The organism is Arsukibacterium indicum (assembly GCF_019100565.1).
Lineage (GTDB): Bacteria > Pseudomonadota > Gammaproteobacteria > Enterobacterales > Alteromonadaceae > Alishewanella > Alishewanella indicum.
Genome location: NZ_JAHRID010000003.1, coordinates 43,027 through 59,294 on the forward strand (window position 1 = coordinate 43,027; position 16,268 = coordinate 59,294).

Consider the following 16,268-nt stretch of genomic DNA (forward strand, 5'->3'; position numbering starts at 1 on the left):
CGTTAATCTATCTGCTTCACGTCAGCTAACAACTTTGCAAGCATGCTCCCAGATTTGAAATGTTCCCATTTGGAGGGTACTCCATACCTGTTCGATGGAATACCGTAAAACCCAAATCCCCCCGAACATCGCACTACAACCAACTCATCCTCTGCACGAGTAAGAGCAACATATGTGTTGCAGAGCTCTTCATTATAGGACGCCAGTCGTGAATAACTAAAAAGCGGGTCAATGACATAGCATAACTTTGCTTCTAACCCCTTAGCACCATGATATGTTAGTACCTTGATATGCTGCTCTTCGCCGGTTTCAATACCTATTTTGTTAATCGTAGACTCAATCAACTCGACTTGTTTGTTATACCTGCAGAGTATCAATACCGAAGTTTCTTTAGATACACTCGCGCGACTCTCAATATCACTAACTAACCATTTAGCTACTTGCTCCATGTCATCGCATATTTTCACAAGCGGCGGTATTCCATCAGGCCTTACATAGGGTGACTTCCGATACTTTCGATTTATCTTGGTTCTTACTTGATTACACAGCGACACTATCTCGCCGGTAGTCCGATGATTGGTCATCAGGTAGAACTTTTTACCTTCAGGAAATACCTCTAGGAATTTCCTCAGATTAACATCCGAAGCGCCCCTAAACTTGTACATCGACTGTGCGGGATCACCTACACAGAAAAATTCTTGCCCTTTTTCGTGCAAGGCTTTGATGATCCCCCACTGTGCAGGGTTTGTGTCCTGAACCTCATCCAATATAAGGTGTTTGTATTTTCCCGCTACAGACTTTGCAAAGCCTTTTTTAGTTAGTTTCTGGTTGAACGCAGTAAATAGGTCGTTGAAATCTCTTAGGCTATTTTTGACCTTAAATTTTTCAAGTTGTTGATGCACTTTGAGTACTTCAGCTAGAAGTCCTTTATATTTTGGCATGAGTTTTCGTAGGCTACGTTTAACATCAGGTATAGGAAAACTCGCCGCATGACTAAAAACAGTTTTAAGACGCCTAGCAATGTCCTCTGGCGCGCTTTCTTCAATGAGTTTTCGTCTTTTCGATACCAGTTTAGTAAGCTGCTCTAAATAAGCCCCATCATCCAAAATCACAGAGGATTTGCCATCGTCATTCTCAATAACAGAGCGAGACCAGCTGCTAAACGTACCGACAAACATAGCTTCATCATAAAAACCTTCTTTAATTAATCGGTTTTTAAAAACATTAGCCGCATCGTTGGTGTATGCTAAAACACAGATTTCTGATGCATGAACACCTCTACCTAGTAATGCCCCCACACGTGACACTATTAACCGAGTTTTACCTGAACCCGGCCCACCCTCGACATAGATTGCCCTTTTATTCGATTTGAGTATGCTGTCGACGGAATCATCTTTTGTTCTTCTCTTTTCTATCAAGGGCGAAATGGCAGCTCGTGCATCGAGAACAGCCTGAGCTCGATTTACCCGTTTGATGTCTTCTAGAGGCGGTTGGAGTCTTAGCGCATCTTTAGATCGGTTTCCCGATTTCCCGTTTTTTTTCGGCTCAGTAAGATCAAGAACAATTTTTTTAAATTTTGTCAGCTTTTCACGAATAGCCTGTCTGAGAACGCTTTGGTCGAAGGTTACTGTCACTGATGGAATGAAAAACGTACCTAATTCCTTAATCAGAGGTCTTGTTCTACCAATCGTTTTTGACAGTATTAGCTTTCTAAGTCGTTTTTCATCAAGTGGATAAAGTGCTTTGGGTAGGATGAACTTTAACTCTTCTAATCTAGATACAATGTTATCCATCTCTACAAAGTTAGGCTCTTCATCAGTCTTATAAATATTACGAGACTCCACGCGAAATGAACTGGCCTGATTAGGAAACCACTCATTTATCCCTTCGAGTTTAGATGCGACTTCGGAAAAACTAACAGGAAGGCGTCTGAACACATCTTCAATAAATTTTTTATTCTCTTTTAGAACTTTGTCATACCCAATTAGATGGTGAGAACTACGACTGCCGACGTAGGTTGTTTCAACAGCGTGTTTGCGATTTCTGGGAATGCATGAGCCTGACGTAACTTTGTTATTCGTAGTAGATAGGAAACCAAACAGCTGCGATACACCATACATGATATAGCCGGTGTCAATTCGGCCTATGGTGGCGGTGTTTATTAACTGTTTAAAGCGTGTATTTCTAAGTACAGATTTAAGATGGAAAAACGCTATTTCTATCTGTTTTTCGCTGAGGCGGGTAGGAATAAACTCAATTTCGAAATTGTAACGTAGCTCTCTGCCTGCATTCCTATGGTGATTTGCTTCCGCGCAGTAAATTCTGATGTTCCGGTAACTATCGTTATCCAGAACCATCTCAAAACCTTTGTTAAAAAAAGGCCTGAAATCTTGCTTTTTAAATCCCTCATTTCTCTCACCAGGATCACAGCTCGTTACGCGCAACCGTGCTTGGCGAGCAGCAATGCGCACATTGAGCATACCGTTTTTTGCATCAAGCAAATGTTTGAAGTCTGTAGCGGTGAGCTTTAATTCAATCTGAATATGGTCTATGTCAACCGTATTTACCGATACATCATTCAACGCTTTAAGTAAAAGCTGATTCTGATACTCAATGGTATCGGGGTTAGTTAAGACCTGTAAGATTTCATCAAGCTTTGAGGTATATCGAAATTTCAGTGGGTTTGTTAGTGCCCCAATAGAGCGATTTAGCGCGATATCTACGTGTGAATGTTTACTAACATCAAAAATGTTACTCGGTACGAGATAATTGAAAAACTCGTGGTGCGCAGAATCGCTCGAATTGGGCATGGATTGCATCCTATCCAGCAAGGAACTGTAATTCCTTGAAATATAGCACTAAATAATTTTCTTCTGACATTTAAGCGAATATTTACCAGCTAAAAAATTGCGAACTCGCAACTTTTCCGATTAACTCTATAAACAACCATTTTAGGGAAAATTCAATATGGCAGTGAAACGCAAAAAGTTAAAGAACGAATCGGTGGAGTCTGCACCAAAGAAAGACGAAACCAAGAAAAACAAAAAATTAATAAAGAAAGAAATTTTACCTGAGTTTTCAGTTGGGCACTTTTCTCTTTTGCTAGACACAGAGTTAAAGAGTATCAAAAATTTATTAAAAAAGAACAAAACCCTACTTGCGAAATCCGACGCTGAGAAACTTAAGGATATAGCAGTCAGCTCCGAAAAGAAGCAGAAAATTGCGCTACTACTACTCCATGACACGGAAGCTTATAAGCTAATTGGTAAAGGTTACAAATCTTTCGGCAAGTTTGTTGAAGAAAACCTATCTTTAACCCCCCCGAATGCGTCCAGGATAGTCAATGCAGCCCGTATTGCAAAAGACCATTTTGGTGTCGAATATGTCGAAACACTCTCAACAGATAGTCTTTTACCGCTGACTAAATTGGACGAGCAAGAAATCTTATTTGTGATTGAGCACTTGAAAGAAGTGAATAACACAGACGTTTTAGATAAATCCCATGTCACGAGACAATCTGTTGAGGATGCGATTAGCGCCGTCTTAAAACAAAATGAGCCTGATAGTAGTTCAGAAAAAGTAGTCGAGCTTGAAGAGGTAACTTTGAAAGCAAAGCTTACAACTGATCCAACTTTGAGGCGAGTTGAAATACTTGAAAAATTTGTTGCCGCTTACGAATGTCAAACAACAAAGAATAGTTACAAAGCACTTACTAAGGCACTCGTTTCAGTATTGTCTCAACAAAATCTGATTAATGCATACTCGCTGATCTCTGAAAAAGTTAGCGAGAACATAGCTTCAGAAGTCCAAGATATGATGAAAAATCTGCAAAAACCCGTGTCATAAATACCGCTCGCCATTCCACCAACACCAGCGCTACCATAGTGTAGCGCTATCTCTTGCGCTCCCTTTCTCACCCTATTTCAATCTGATTATCACTATCTAACGAGGTGCTCTATGAGTACAGCTTCGCCGTATGCGCTTTACCTGAGCAGACTGTCGGCTAATAGCAAAAAGTCTATTGCGTCACAGCTTCGAAGTGTCGCTAAAATCATGGATTGGCCGGTTGACGATGAAGCACGCTTTCACCGTATCAACTATCAAGACATGCTGCAAATACGTGCCATGCTGCAACATGCTGGTTGGGCAACACGCTCGATTAACCGCGCACAGGTAGCTATCCGTAATATCGTCAAAATCGCTGTGATGATGAAGCTGGCCGATAGCGAGCAGTTAAGCCAGCTGAGCACTCTGAGTCAGCTTAAACATGCCGAATACCCAGGCACCGCACTTACGCAGAAGCAGGTTCAGGCGCTATTTACGCTATTGGAGCGCTCAAGAACCGAAACCGGCATACGCAATATTGCGATGTTTGCCGTACTACTCGGCACCGGCCTTCGTCGCAGTGAGCTGGTGGCGCTTGAGCTTAAAGACTTCGATGCGAACAAGCAGACGCTGTTGGTGCGTAACGGTAAGGGCAATAAATCCCGCACGGTGTTCTTACCTGATTGGAGCCTTAACCACTTAAAGAACTGGTTAACACTGCGCTCAAGGCAGCCCGGTTATCTGTTCTGTCCGGTGCAGGCTAACGGCAAAGTAAAACTGACTACCGGATTAAGTGTGTGGCTGGTGCTAAGGCTGGTTAAAACCAAGCTGCAGCGTATTGGCGTCGAAAATGCGTCACCACATGATTTACGCCGCACCTTTATTACCCGTTTGCTTGAGCAGAATGTCGATTTAAATACCGTGCGGCAAATGGCCGGTCATGCGTCTATTACGACGACCACTATCTACGACAAGCGGGATATGCAGTTTATGCAGCAGGCGGCAAGGTCATTAAGTTATGGCAGTAGTAATGGTAATAGTGGGAGGTAGCCATGATTACCCCACCCCGCACACCGCTACCCTGTCATTACCTGGCGGCGTTTTATGCCAGGCAAGTGATTAGCCTGATAGACGTTGATATCGAAATGACGAACGTTAACCGCTCCATTTTAAAACGCATTACGGGTCAGTCGTTTGAAGATGCTGAGCTGACAAGTGAAACCGCCCTTAAACACCTGTCCTTTACTGATACTAAGCCAGAGTTGACAGAGCGAGTTGAAAAGAACCTTGCCACGCTATGTACGTTGTTCGGTGTAGAGGCTTCGTTTGGTTCAGCACTGGGCTTTCTGGTGCTGATGAACGTTAATCAGGGGCTGAATCAGCTGGTCGATTTTGTTGGCGGTTACTTTGAAGATAAAGCACTTGAAAAGCTGATGTGTAATGTCTCAGGTTTAACGGCGACGGATGTGTCACACAGCTTATCGGTCTTGCAACAAAACGGCGTAATACTGGTAGACCGTTATCTGAATGAGCTTCAGGACATCACCATACCAGCCAGTATGCTGTATGTGCTGACCAGTGAGACGATAGAGAGTAAATCGCAGCTGCTGCAGCATGTGTTATGCGCCAGTGAGCCTACTTGTTTATCGACTAAGGATTTTGAGTATGTCGATGTGGCACTGCTACAAGGCTATCTGGCCGAGGCCATCATTCAGCAGCTTAGTGGTGTAAACATCCTACTCTATGGCGAAGCCGGTAGTGGTAAAACGGCACTGGCTAAAGTGCTGGCGCAGAGTTTATCCGTACCGCTCTATGAAGCCCGCAATATGCGTATGGACGATGGGTTTTTATCTAACGAGTTTGGCGCGAAAAGCTCAGACACTCAGCGCATTCAGTACATCACTATGCTGCAAAGCTTAATGGGCGGCAGTGCCATGATGTTGCTGGTCGATGAATGCGAGAGCTTGTTCTATAGCGCTGATACGCATTATTCCAAAGAGTCAGTGCATCGGCTACTGGAGCAAAACGCGGTGCCGACTATCTGGATAACCAACTATGTTGACCAGTTAGAGCACAGCTACATTCGCCGCTTTAAGCTTGTGATGTCGGTTAATGCCCCCAAGGACGAAGTACTGGAGAAAATGAGCCGTGCGGAGTTTAAAGGCTTAGGAGTAAGCAGTGAGTTTCATGTTCAGCTGAGTAAAACACCGAACCTGACACCGGCATTGCTGGCTAACGCCTCCCATGTTGCCAGAACGCTGGGTGTGAAGCGTAATCTGGCACAAGGCGTTATCGAGGATGTGATAGAAAACAGCCTGACGGCCTGCGACTTGTGGGATGACAGCATGCGCTATCAGGCAGAGCTGGCGTTTGATATGTCGCTACTGAACATCAAACAGTCCGCAGCGGTGCTCAAGCAGATAAACCATGCTGTAGCGACTAACGCACCGATACGGGTATTAATCAGTGGTCCACCGGGTACGGGTAAAACCGCGCTGGCGCATCATTTAGCTGAGCAGCACAAGCGTGAGTTAAAACGCGTATTAAGCTCGGATGTGCTGAGTAAATATGTCGGCGGCTCTGAGAAACAAATCGCAAGGCTATTTCAGCAAGCGCACCGCAACAAACAGATGCTGCTGTTAGATGAAGTCGATAGTCTGCTTACCAGCCGGGAGCGGCTAAACATGCACCACGAACGGCAAGTGGTGAACGAACTGCTGGCGCAGCTTGAGTGCTTTAGCTGCCCGCTCTTTGCTGCAACTAATTTCGAAACAGCTTTGGATAGCGCTATATTGCGCCGCTTCGACTTCAAGCTGCAGTGTGACTACTTGAGCGCGCCACAAGTGTTAACGCTGTATAAGCGCACTCTGAGCGTTCCACAGCTATCAACGTTAGAGACTGAGCAGCTAAGCTCGCTCAGCAGATTAACACCCGGTGATTTTGCACTTTTAACCCGTCGTTTGCGCTTTAGCGCAACGCACGAACATCGTCAGTTAGCGCTTGCCGTGCTGACCGATGAAAACAACCGCAAGCAACCTAAAACCCCAATCGGCTTTGTGCAATAGCCACTAAGCCAACACCATAAGGAAAACACACTATGTCTATATTGAGTTCGCTCAAGGTTATCGCTCGCCCAAAAATTGAGCCCAAACCACCCATCTTAGGCAAACGCCTAAAACTGATTGAAAAGCTGGATGAGCAGCAGGCAATGGCGCAGGCCATGTTAGATGGTCAGGCTTATGAAGCCTTTAAGGATAAAAAGGTGAAGGACCCCGAAACCGGTGAGCGCAAAACCGTGCGCACACGCAAAGCGGTTCGCCCCTGGTACTTTGATGACAACGAGCACTACTACTTTGAAATCAAAGTCGGGCTTAAAACGCTGGAGCTGGACAAAGGCAAAGCGGCTATTGATGTCGGCAAGAAAGAAGACTTACCAGCCGTCATTAGCACCATCATCAAGGCCGTTGAGAGCGGTGAGCTGGATACGCAGATATTACAACTGTCACCAGCAAAACCACCGAAACCGCCTAAAGCCAAAACCACTGACAAGAAATGATGCGATATGGCCGGTCAGTGTACCGGCCAAAGTTTTAGAGGTTTTGGAGGTGACTTATGCCAACCTTACGCGAAATCGATGTGAAGTATCGGTTCAAAGAAATCGACTGCGACATTACCGGCATGCCAGTGCATCAACCTGCTGCCATAGCCCGACTATTTGACTACCTGAAGTATGAAACGAAAGAAGTCTTTATTGTCGTTAACCTTACCAAGCAGCACGATATTAACTGCTTCGAAGTAGTGGCTACCGGCAGTGTTGACGCCGTCACCTTACGACCGGCTGAAGTACTGAGAACCGCAGTCATTCTCAATTTAAAAGTGGTGATGCTGATTCACAACCATCCGTCCGGTAAGACCGACCCGAGCCGGGCAGATATCAGCATTACCCGTCACATCATAGATGCGGCAAAAACACTGGATATCACAGTACTGGATCACATCATCATCGGTCTGAACCAGTACACCAGCTTACAAGAAACCCATCCCGAAATTTTTCAGTAACACCTAATCCATTCAGGAGTAAACATAATGCGTATTCAGTACGAGAGCTTAGCTTTGCCTGTTTCAAAGCGATTTATCGATGCATTGATAAAAGTTATCGAGCCGCACCGAGAGCCATTAGCAGAGTTTGTCTGTGTGAACTTTCGGGACCCGAAATACAGTGCAGAACACGGCGGCTACCACCCGGTAGAAATACTACTTACCGGCACCAGTGGCCGTTATGACATCTGCTACATCACCGACTTTTGTTATGCCGGTATCGGTGATTGTGCCGAACTGGTGAAGTCTTTGGACTTCGAGTTTATCGCTGGCACCTTTCAGGATATGACCGGCTACTACCCTATCGAAGTCGCCAGAGAAATCTACCCGATATGGGAGGACAACTTTTTAACCTACTGGCTGGATATGGGGGTTTTTGAAGTGGAGGTAAGCTAATGGAAGCATACAAACCAAAACGCGGTGAAGCCCACTTAAAAGCCAGCCCTAAGCGAATCGCTCTTGGTAATTGGATACGTGAGCAGCGAAAGGCTAAAGGTCTTACCATGCGCGATCTATCAGCAATTAGCGGTAAACCACATAGCTACTTCGGCAAAATCGAGCAAGGAATTAGGGGGCTGGATATTTTGGAGTTTATTGAGCTTTGCGGGTGGTTGGGGATTGATTATCGCTCTGCGATAAATCAGATAAGTAAACTCTAATACCAACAGTGCTTTATCAAGTCACGGATAAGGCTTGCATGGCACAAGCCTTATTATACTCAATCTGCAAATAATCATATTTATTTATACGAAAATAGCGAGTGAAAATAACGAATGACTGACGAAAAATCAAAATTTCATCTCAAAATCTCGTTTCTCACACTGACCACCAAATTCTTTATTTTCTGAGCCATCTGAAAAATATCGTTCCTTAGTTTCCTTGCTATATAAAAACTGGCCAGTAATTCTATTAATTACAAGCTTCTCAGTGACCCATGGATTTTCCTTATCTTGAAGAATCATGATTATCATCATATTGCCTTCGACAATTAAGTAGTTAGAGACTTCCTTGCTGGCTAAGACGAACTTAGCTACACCCTCCTTTCCTTTTGCATCCAACTCAATGGATATAAGCTCTGACATTAACTTATGTTCTGGCTCAGCTGCTTTACAGGTCAACAAGAATTTATCACTTGCAGTGGCAGCACGAGAAGTTAAAAGTGATAACACGACTAGAAAGGAGACTTTGGTAAAACTCATCTTCATATTATTTATACCATTAAGTTGATAAAAAAGCGGACATACTGGACTGACATGTGATTTATCACTGCGTAGAAATCATTGAACGCAAAGCCAATACACTAACAATAACAGCCCCAATCTGAACAATAATCATACATAAAACTAACTCAAGAAAAAGTAGCTTTCTAACCCGATAAGCAAACTTTAAATTCACAAAAATCAAGCTAACACCACTAAATCCTCTATATCTTAGAAGTCGAGCTGAACGCTTAAATGGCAGTTTACCCAACATTGCTCTCTCAAAGAAAATTGTGGAATTGGCCCACACTGAATAAACCCCTATTGTCAGCAGGATAAAAAACAATAATGTTGCAGGAGTATTCGAAATATCAAACTTTGTAAAATCCAAATTCCTAGCCACGAGGAAAACTAAAGAAAATATAATTACTTGGGGAGTCAAATTTCTTAAAAATTCCAAAAAATGAATTCTTAAGTCTACTAACAGGCTAAAAAGCTTACGCCTTTTAGCCATCCTGAAATTATTACTCATCGATATCACTCATAACCTTTGCGTATTCATTCCAATCAATCGCGGGTACAGTTCCCAATGATTGTAACTTTTGTAATAGCCTAAAGATCAGATATGCCATGCTGTTATTTAGCGGACTAAAATGGTGGAGCCCCCAGAAACAATCAAAAGATCGGTCTGAAAGTGCTAAAACAAAATCCAACTTACACTCACCGTCCGTCTGGGCAATACTTGATGCAAACGCATCACTCTGGAGCCCTCCCACCCAAGCTACATCTGGTGCAATTAATCCAGCGATAATTTCAAAGTGAGCTTTAGCAGGGTATTGGCCGCCAGCATGCACAATAGGTACACTTGTTCTTACTAAGCTTCTGACAGATTTGGCTTTATCCCTGGCGTAGGAAATATATTCCTTATTAACTTCGGGCTTGACTTCAAGAACACAGTAAACCGCCTCAGCAGGAATGTATCGATGACTTTGCTGGTCCAGTAATGTAGGAGTATACTGATTATCGAAAATCACTATGTCGATTTGCTGGCTGCTCTTCCCGTTACTGTCAATAACAATACCAGTGTCTACATCGTACCTTTTGGGTAGATACCTTCGTAACATTTGCATAAAATGTTTTTCATTGATATCACCCATTACACCGTTATGAGTCACTGATTTTGACGCTAACTTTAAATGTAAACCTAGAACATCCTGCTCAGCTGCAAAAGATTGTCTAAGGAAAGCTCTTCCATCAACATCAGAAAGTGATTTTGCTTTATTCATCTGTTCATCCAAAAATCAGTCTAATATGAAAAATCATTACTAAATACTTTCTTCAACAAACGGTTTGGTAGGTACCATTGCACTAGCTATTTCTTTAGCCCTCGAAGCGCTGATAGTTCCATTTGGGTAGGCATCCAAAACTATTGATGGGATCAGGCGTTGAGAAATGTCTGAAAAAGTAAAGCCGAAATTCCTATCATCAGAATTACCAGTAATACGTGCTAAATCCAGAATATCATTTGTAGATAATCCGGCAGGTTTCAACAAATGATTTAGTAAGTGAGCACGTTGTTCCAAAGTTGGTCTTTGAAAGGTGACTATTTCTGCAGCTCGCCGTCGTATTGCTGGGTCTAAAGCATTTAATCGATTTGTACACATAATGACCGCTGCAGGTAATTGACCTTGAGCAATCCTATCTATGCCTCTAATAAATGCATTAACTCCGGCTCGATCTTCATGATGCATTTGCGAAGCTTCACGGGACTGAGCCAATGCATCAGCTTCATCTATCAAGAGAATCACCGCTCCTCTGGAAGAAGAGCCAATAGACTTAAGCTTCGAGGCTTCAGCAAGTGTGGTATCAAATGCAGCTGTAACCAACTGAGTCATTTCACCTACGCGACCTTGACCTCGTGTACTTAAGCTCATTGGTAGCAAAGTAATCTCAATGTTTTCTTGCCTTGCGACTGCATCACCAATAGTTTCGGCTAACTCAGACTTTCCAGATCCAACATCACCGGCAAGAATAATCAACGGAGGCCGCCTTAACACTGCCTCAGCTAAGAAATATGCATCGGGATGTTTCTTATCAAGCCAATTAGTCAACCCAGTTGGATTGACTAACAATCCAATAATTTTGGTGAGCATTAGTTTACGCTCATCCATGCCAACTAGCCGAGATAACCTGCTTTTAGCATCGACATCAGGGAAAATCGTTCGTTTTTCAAACAACTCATTTATTTCTGTCATTAACATGTCCTTACAGATGATCTGTTAAGCGAGCAACCGCCTGAGCTATAATTTCTATCGCTCTCTAGGTATCCATTGATTGTTGGGACTGGCGCACCAACACGTCTTATAGGTGACTGATTATCAAAGTCATCTTGTTGCTGTGTTGATAAAGCATGCCATTTACTTGTGTAAGTTAAAAAGCTTCTAAATACAGCACCTGAAGTATCTCTATTGGGTCTTACCTTTCCCGGATCGTCATCAATACTTCCGCTCGAAATTTCTGAAGCTGTGTAGAATAGTGAAGGCTCAATCCACTGCCCGTTTCTTTGAAATCCATATTTAACACTTTCCAAATATCCATGTTTCAAGAGAAGAACAAGTTCTTGTTCAAATTTTTCAATTTGTAGATCTGTGGGACCATTCTGATAAAACCTTTGAATACGTTTGAGATCTGCTGCAACTTTGGATGCTAGGTGCTTAGCATGCGTAACAGTGAAAGTTTGAGAATAGGATTGAGTGAAACTTGAAGTCATTTTTAACCTCACACGTCAAAAGTTGAGCCAAACACTTTTTGCCAGTAGTACACTGTTTTCTCTTTAGTAGTCGCAGCTAAGGCAGCATCTATTGCATCACCTGCATCCAGAGCTGCTTCTGCAATTACCTTGAGATTCATTTCTGTATAAAGACCTGCAACATTGTTGCTGGTATTAACAGGGTCAATAATCTGACATGGCTCCTTGAAGTTCCCTACAGAGTTTCGACTGTAGTAATCAGTGAATATGATTTTCTCCCGTAATTCGCTAGATGCTAAATAGGTAAAAAAGCTTTGTAGTGCCTCAGGATAGTCAGACAAATCCTGACCGTTATCTACTAGGTGGGCTAATACCAACTCAACCATAAATGATTTGAATCTAAAATCACTTCGTTCCCGTTTTTCTTTTCTGGTCCAAAACTTTATAAGTCTTACAACCTGAGAAAAATGGGTATGATTAGCACTCTTTCTTTTCCTAATAAATTCAAGATGCATTGGTATACTAGTTTCAAGATAGGAACCATTTTCTTGACTTACCAAATCGCCTTTCCATTCTTTATCGCCATAGTAAAGAATAGGAACGATATCGACATCCAAACCACTACCCATAAATGAGACGGTAATACTGTAAGTCTGAGGCTTGACTTGATCTGGTTTAAAATTTGGAAACGCGGTGCGCAATCGCTCCGCAACATATTCCAGAAGCTCTTTTACATCAGTAGGAGCTTCCGCCCCTGATATATAACACGCCATGTCCACATCGTTGAGAGATCTAAGAGCAGTCCCTTTGGCCAAACTTCCAGAAAGCATAATCCGTTTAATGGAAAAGGTAGGGTGCTCGCTGATGTAATTTTCTAATTTATCAGCCAATCTTCGTGCTTGAGCCCTATATTCGTCAGCTTTTTCTTTGGGTAAGTTGACTCTATCATTTGCAAATTTCACTAAATCTTTGTGGTCTACATGTAAGCGTGCCATTGTGCACCTCCGTCTAAAGCGTTAATCAACGCGTATCTCAACTTTGCTTACATGCTTTAACTTATATACCGACGAACCGGCTCAAGTAACACAAAAAAAGCAAAATATGTTCAGTACTCCGAACATTTTAGACATGGATTTTTCCGATAGTCAAGCCTATAATGTACGTCTATACCGAACTTTTTTATCAAACTGAGGTACACCCCCAATGAGTACTGCTCTGGCAGATAAAATAAGGGATCTTAGAAAGTCTAAAGGTTTTACTTTGGAAAAATTGGCTGAACTTACAGGTTCAAGTAAAAGTTATATATGGGAACTAGAAAATAAAACACCCCCACGACCATCAGCAGAAAAGCTTGGAAAAATTGCCGAACAACTTGGAGTTACTATAGAGTATTTATTAGATACTGATGGAAGCTTAACAATTGAAGATGCAGCGGATGCTCGGTTCTATAGAAAATATAAACAGATGGACGATAAAGCTAAAGCAAAAATTCGTTCAATAGCAGAACTATGGGATGACGATTCTGACTAAACAACAAAGTCCCTATAAATGGGCTTACAAATTAACTAACATTCTCAATGCTGTTCCAGGATTATCAAGATTTCCAGTTGACGTTAAGCTTACAGCTGAAGAGATATCTAGGAACCTTTATCCTGATGACCCAATATCTATGATAAAAGGGGCTTCATTGCCATCTTTTGAAGCTGGCTTGTTTAAAGCGCCAGCTCATAAAAAAGGTTGGGGAATAATTTATAATAAGGACATTAGTTCCCCAGGTCGTCTTAACTTTACGCTTGCTCATGAGTTTGGTCACTATCTCATTCATCGCCTTGAACATCCAGATGGAATTCAATGTGGTGAACAGGATCTAGTGAGATGGGATTCAGAGTATCGTCAGATGGAACATGAGGCGAATGTATTTGCCGCAAACTTATTAATGCCGTTGGATGACTATAGATTACAAGTTCCTGCAAATATAAAAGCCAGCATCGAATTAATTAGCCAGTGTGCAAACCGCTATGGAGTTTCGCTTGTCGCGGCAATACTCAGGTGGCTTGAGTATACAGAAAGCAAATCAGTTTTGGTCGTTTCAAGAGATGGATTTGTACTGTGGGCTAGATCAAGTCAATCAGCATATAAATCGGGATTTTATCTCAAAACATCTAATAGGCAACCAATCCCTGTTCCTGAAAAGTCACTTGCTTCAGAAACTATTTTTCTTCAGATGACATCTATGTCAGCAAAACACAACAACGATGTTTGGTTTGGACAGAACTGTGAGGAAATACTGATAAATTCTGAGCTTTACGATTTTAAACTCTCATTGATACATTTGAATAGGTACTAACAAGAGAACATCTTATTATGGTGCCTAGGGCCGGACTCGAACCGGCACGTTGTCGCCAACGGTGGATTTTGAATCCACTGCGTCTACCAATTTCGCCACCCAGGCATTGAGAGGACTTTTTCTTTTGTAACTAACCTAGTTACAGACCTTTGCAAAACTTTGCAAGCGACCTGCACTTTTAACCTTCGCTGAATCGTAGACTATTCAACAGGTTATGTCTACCACATTCGAAGACGCTTTGCATTTTGAATCCGCTGCGTCTACCGATTTCGCCACCCAGGCACTGAGGGATATTTTGAGGTAAACGCCTGCATTATACGGTGCTGCTAAAGCTTGGCAAGTGCTTTTATGACACTTTGTTTTAATTGGCTTTTAATTGCACAAATAACCAGCAGCAGCGAAAAAAGCCCGGCGCAGGATCGTAAAAAAACCTCGCCGTGTTAAACTTGGCCAAGTTTTGATACAGGACACAGTTATGCTTGCCAATGCCCCCCGTGCCGGTTTTGCCCGCCGTTTAGCGGCAATAATTTACGATATTCTGGTATTAGCGGCGCTGGTGATGCTGGCTGCCGGTGTTGCTATGCTGCTGGTGCAACTGCTGGCCTGGGTCGGTCTGGTTAACCTGAGCGGTTACACGGATATTGCGGATTACTTAAATACCGGGCTGCGCCGCTGGCTGTACTTCAGCTACCTGGTGGCGGTGATATTAAGCTTTTATGTGTATTTCTGGTGTAAAGCAGGCCAGACCCTGGGTATGCGCGCCTGGCGAATAGTCGTAGTTAAGCAAAATGGCTTGCCGCTTAGCCCACCGCAGGCGCTGGCCCGGGCATTGCTGGCGTTATTCGGCTTAGGAAATGTCTGGCTGTGGCTACGCTGGGGTAAAGGCCTGGCATTGCAGGACCAGCTTACCGCCAGCCAGATGGTGGTGATAAGTAAAGATCACAGTAAAAGCCTGAATGTGCATAAAACCGCAGGCTGACAGCTAGACTTTTTTGCGCATCAGGTACACCGCCAGTGCCATAAACAGCAAACTGGGCAGCATGGCGCCGGCCAGCGGTGGTAACTGATACACCAGCGCCAGCGGGCCAAACAGCTCGTTACTCATAAAAAAGCCAAAGCCGGTGAGAATACCGAGCAGCACCCTTGCTGCCATGGTTACACTGCGCAATGGCCCGAAAATAAAACTCAGCGCCAGTAACAGCATGGCGGCAACTGACAACGGCTGCAGTACTTTACGCCAATAAGCCAGCTCATAGCGGCTGGCTTCCTGATCATTCTGCTCCAGATAATCGACATACCGGGCTAAACCGGTAATTGACAACATTTCGGGCTTAATAGTTACCACACCAAGTTTGTCAGGGCTTAAGCTGGAACGCCACTGCAGCTGCTCCACGTTATTTTGCAACACCCGTTCGGCAGAAAAAGACAGCTCGGTAACATTCTCAAGCCGCCAACGCTCATTACGATATGCCGCGCTGTCTGCACTGATAATGGTTTCCAGTTGCAAATCACTGCCAAATTTATAGATAGTTAAACCAGCGAGGTTTCCAACGTCGTCAACCTCTTTAATATTAACAAAGCTGTCGCCATCTTTGGCCCATACGCCCTGACGCGCAGCAAACAGGTTACCGTCGGAAATAGCTTTAATTCTGAGTTCCCGCGCGGTTCTGTCGCTTACCGGCGCCCCCCACTCGGCTACCGCCATCACTATCAGCACCATAACAATGGCTGATTTCATCACCGAGTTAATAATATTAAGCCGCGACAAACCGGCGGCCTGCATAACAACCAACTCACTACTACTGGCCAGCATGCCCATTCCAATCAAGCCACCAATTAATGCGGCCATCGGGAAAAATAACACGACATCGCCAGGCATGCTGTACAAGGTAAATAATGCAGCATGTACCATGTCATAATAACCTCGACCAATCGAACGCATCTGGTCAATAAACCGGAACAGTGCCGACAATACAATTAAAACACTCAAGGTAAGTGCCGAGGTGGCCAGGATAGTGCGGCCTATATATATATCAAGGATCTTCAGCAT

At 43.4% G+C, this 16,268-nt stretch carries 18 protein-coding genes and 1 tRNA gene; 10 read left to right on the forward strand and 9 right to left on the reverse strand.

Going from position 1 to position 16,268, the window contains the following annotated elements; genetic code table 11:
* Nucleotides 1-2 precede the first annotated feature (2 nt).
* A complete protein-coding gene (locus KQY15_RS07440; protein WP_217668565.1) occupies nt 3-2,810 on the reverse strand; it encodes a DEAD/DEAH box helicase in 2,808 nt (935 codons plus the stop codon).
* Nucleotides 2,811-2,967: 157 nt separating this feature from the next.
* On the opposite strand from KQY15_RS07440, the gene KQY15_RS07445 reads away from it, so the two are divergent.
* The 7 genes from KQY15_RS07445 to KQY15_RS07475 all read left to right on the forward strand — a co-directional run bounded on the left by KQY15_RS07445 (nt 2,968) and on the right by KQY15_RS07475 (nt 8,582).
* Nucleotides 2,968-3,846: a hypothetical protein gene (locus KQY15_RS07445; protein WP_217668566.1), complete on the forward strand. Its 879-nt coding sequence runs from the start codon at nt 2,968-2,970 to the stop codon at nt 3,844-3,846.
* Between the two features lie 111 nt (nt 3,847-3,957).
* Nucleotides 3,958-4,875, forward strand: a complete 918-nt coding sequence (locus KQY15_RS07450; protein ID WP_254795533.1) for a tyrosine-type recombinase/integrase — start codon at nt 3,958-3,960, stop codon at nt 4,873-4,875.
* 2 nt (nt 4,876-4,877) lie between these two features.
* Nucleotides 4,878-6,890 (forward strand): AAA family ATPase, encoded by a 2,013-nt coding sequence (locus KQY15_RS07455; RefSeq protein WP_217668567.1) that lies wholly within the window; start codon nt 4,878-4,880, stop codon nt 6,888-6,890.
* Between the two features lie 32 nt (nt 6,891-6,922).
* The gene (locus tag KQY15_RS07460) at nt 6,923-7,381 is read left to right on the forward strand and encodes a DUF6641 family protein (protein WP_217668568.1); all 459 of its coding nucleotides are present in this window, start codon (nt 6,923-6,925) and stop codon (nt 7,379-7,381) included.
* A gap of 56 nt (nt 7,382-7,437) precedes the next feature.
* On the forward strand, nt 7,438-7,884 hold the full coding sequence (locus KQY15_RS07465) for a JAB domain-containing protein (protein ID WP_217668569.1): 447 nt from the start codon (nt 7,438-7,440) through the stop codon (nt 7,882-7,884).
* A 27-nt stretch (nt 7,885-7,911) separates the two neighbouring features.
* Entirely contained in the window at nt 7,912-8,319 is a 408-nt protein-coding gene (locus KQY15_RS07470) for a DUF2787 family protein (protein ID WP_217668570.1), read from the forward strand.
* Nucleotides 8,319-8,582, forward strand: a complete 264-nt coding sequence (locus KQY15_RS07475) for a helix-turn-helix domain-containing protein (RefSeq protein ID WP_254795535.1) — start codon at nt 8,319-8,321, stop codon at nt 8,580-8,582. Before KQY15_RS07470 ends, KQY15_RS07475 begins: the two co-directional genes overlap by 1 nt.
* Nucleotides 8,583-8,711: 129 nt before the next feature.
* On the opposite strand, the gene KQY15_RS07480 is transcribed toward KQY15_RS07475, so the two are convergent.
* The 6 genes from KQY15_RS07480 to KQY15_RS07505 are packed head-to-tail and all read right to left on the reverse strand — an operon-like array spanning nt 8,712 to nt 12,866.
* Nucleotides 8,712-9,128 carry a hypothetical protein gene (locus KQY15_RS07480; RefSeq protein WP_217668571.1) on the reverse strand — a complete coding sequence of 139 codons (417 nt, stop codon included), beginning with the start codon at nt 9,126-9,128 and terminating at the stop codon, nt 8,712-8,714.
* A 58-nt stretch (nt 9,129-9,186) separates the two neighbouring features.
* A complete protein-coding gene (locus KQY15_RS07485) occupies nt 9,187-9,654 on the reverse strand; it encodes a hypothetical protein (protein ID WP_217668572.1) in 468 nt (155 codons plus the stop codon).
* Entirely contained in the window at nt 9,647-10,408 is a 762-nt protein-coding gene (locus KQY15_RS07490; protein WP_217668573.1) for a DUF6602 domain-containing protein, read from the reverse strand. Before KQY15_RS07490 ends, KQY15_RS07485 begins: the two co-directional genes overlap by 8 nt.
* 39 nt (nt 10,409-10,447) lie before the next feature.
* Nucleotides 10,448-11,377, reverse strand: coding sequence for an AAA family ATPase (locus KQY15_RS07495; RefSeq protein WP_217668574.1), 930 nt, complete (start codon nt 11,375-11,377; stop codon nt 10,448-10,450).
* A complete protein-coding gene (locus KQY15_RS07500; RefSeq protein WP_217668575.1) occupies nt 11,377-11,892 on the reverse strand; it encodes an HORMA-1 domain-containing protein in 516 nt (171 codons plus the stop codon). Before KQY15_RS07500 ends, KQY15_RS07495 begins: the two co-directional genes overlap by 1 nt.
* An 8-nt stretch (nt 11,893-11,900) precedes the next feature.
* Nucleotides 11,901-12,866 carry a CBASS oligonucleotide cyclase gene (locus tag KQY15_RS07505; RefSeq protein WP_217668576.1) on the reverse strand — a complete coding sequence of 322 codons (966 nt, stop codon included), beginning with the start codon at nt 12,864-12,866 and terminating at the stop codon, nt 11,901-11,903.
* A gap of 208 nt (nt 12,867-13,074) precedes the next feature.
* Between KQY15_RS07505 and KQY15_RS07510 the strand changes: the two genes are divergently transcribed.
* Nucleotides 13,075-13,401, forward strand: coding sequence for a helix-turn-helix domain-containing protein (locus KQY15_RS07510; RefSeq protein ID WP_217668577.1), 327 nt, complete (start codon nt 13,075-13,077; stop codon nt 13,399-13,401).
* A complete protein-coding gene (locus KQY15_RS07515; protein ID WP_217668578.1) occupies nt 13,385-14,218 on the forward strand; it encodes an ImmA/IrrE family metallo-endopeptidase in 834 nt (277 codons plus the stop codon). Before KQY15_RS07510 ends, KQY15_RS07515 begins: the two co-directional genes overlap by 17 nt.
* Nucleotides 14,219-14,236: 18 nt before the next feature.
* On the opposite strand, the gene KQY15_RS07520 is transcribed toward KQY15_RS07515, so the two are convergent.
* Nucleotides 14,237-14,323, reverse strand: a tRNA-Leu gene (locus tag KQY15_RS07520).
* Between the two features lie 370 nt (nt 14,324-14,693).
* Between KQY15_RS07520 and KQY15_RS07525 the strand changes: the two genes are divergently transcribed.
* Nucleotides 14,694-15,197 carry an RDD family protein gene (locus KQY15_RS07525; protein ID WP_217668579.1) on the forward strand — a complete coding sequence of 168 codons (504 nt, stop codon included), beginning with the start codon at nt 14,694-14,696 and terminating at the stop codon, nt 15,195-15,197.
* 3 nt (nt 15,198-15,200) lie between these two features.
* Here the strand turns inward: KQY15_RS07525 and lptG are convergent, their stop codons facing one another.
* A complete protein-coding gene (gene lptG / locus KQY15_RS07530; RefSeq protein WP_217668580.1) occupies nt 15,201-16,268 on the reverse strand; it encodes an LPS export ABC transporter permease LptG in 1,068 nt (355 codons plus the stop codon).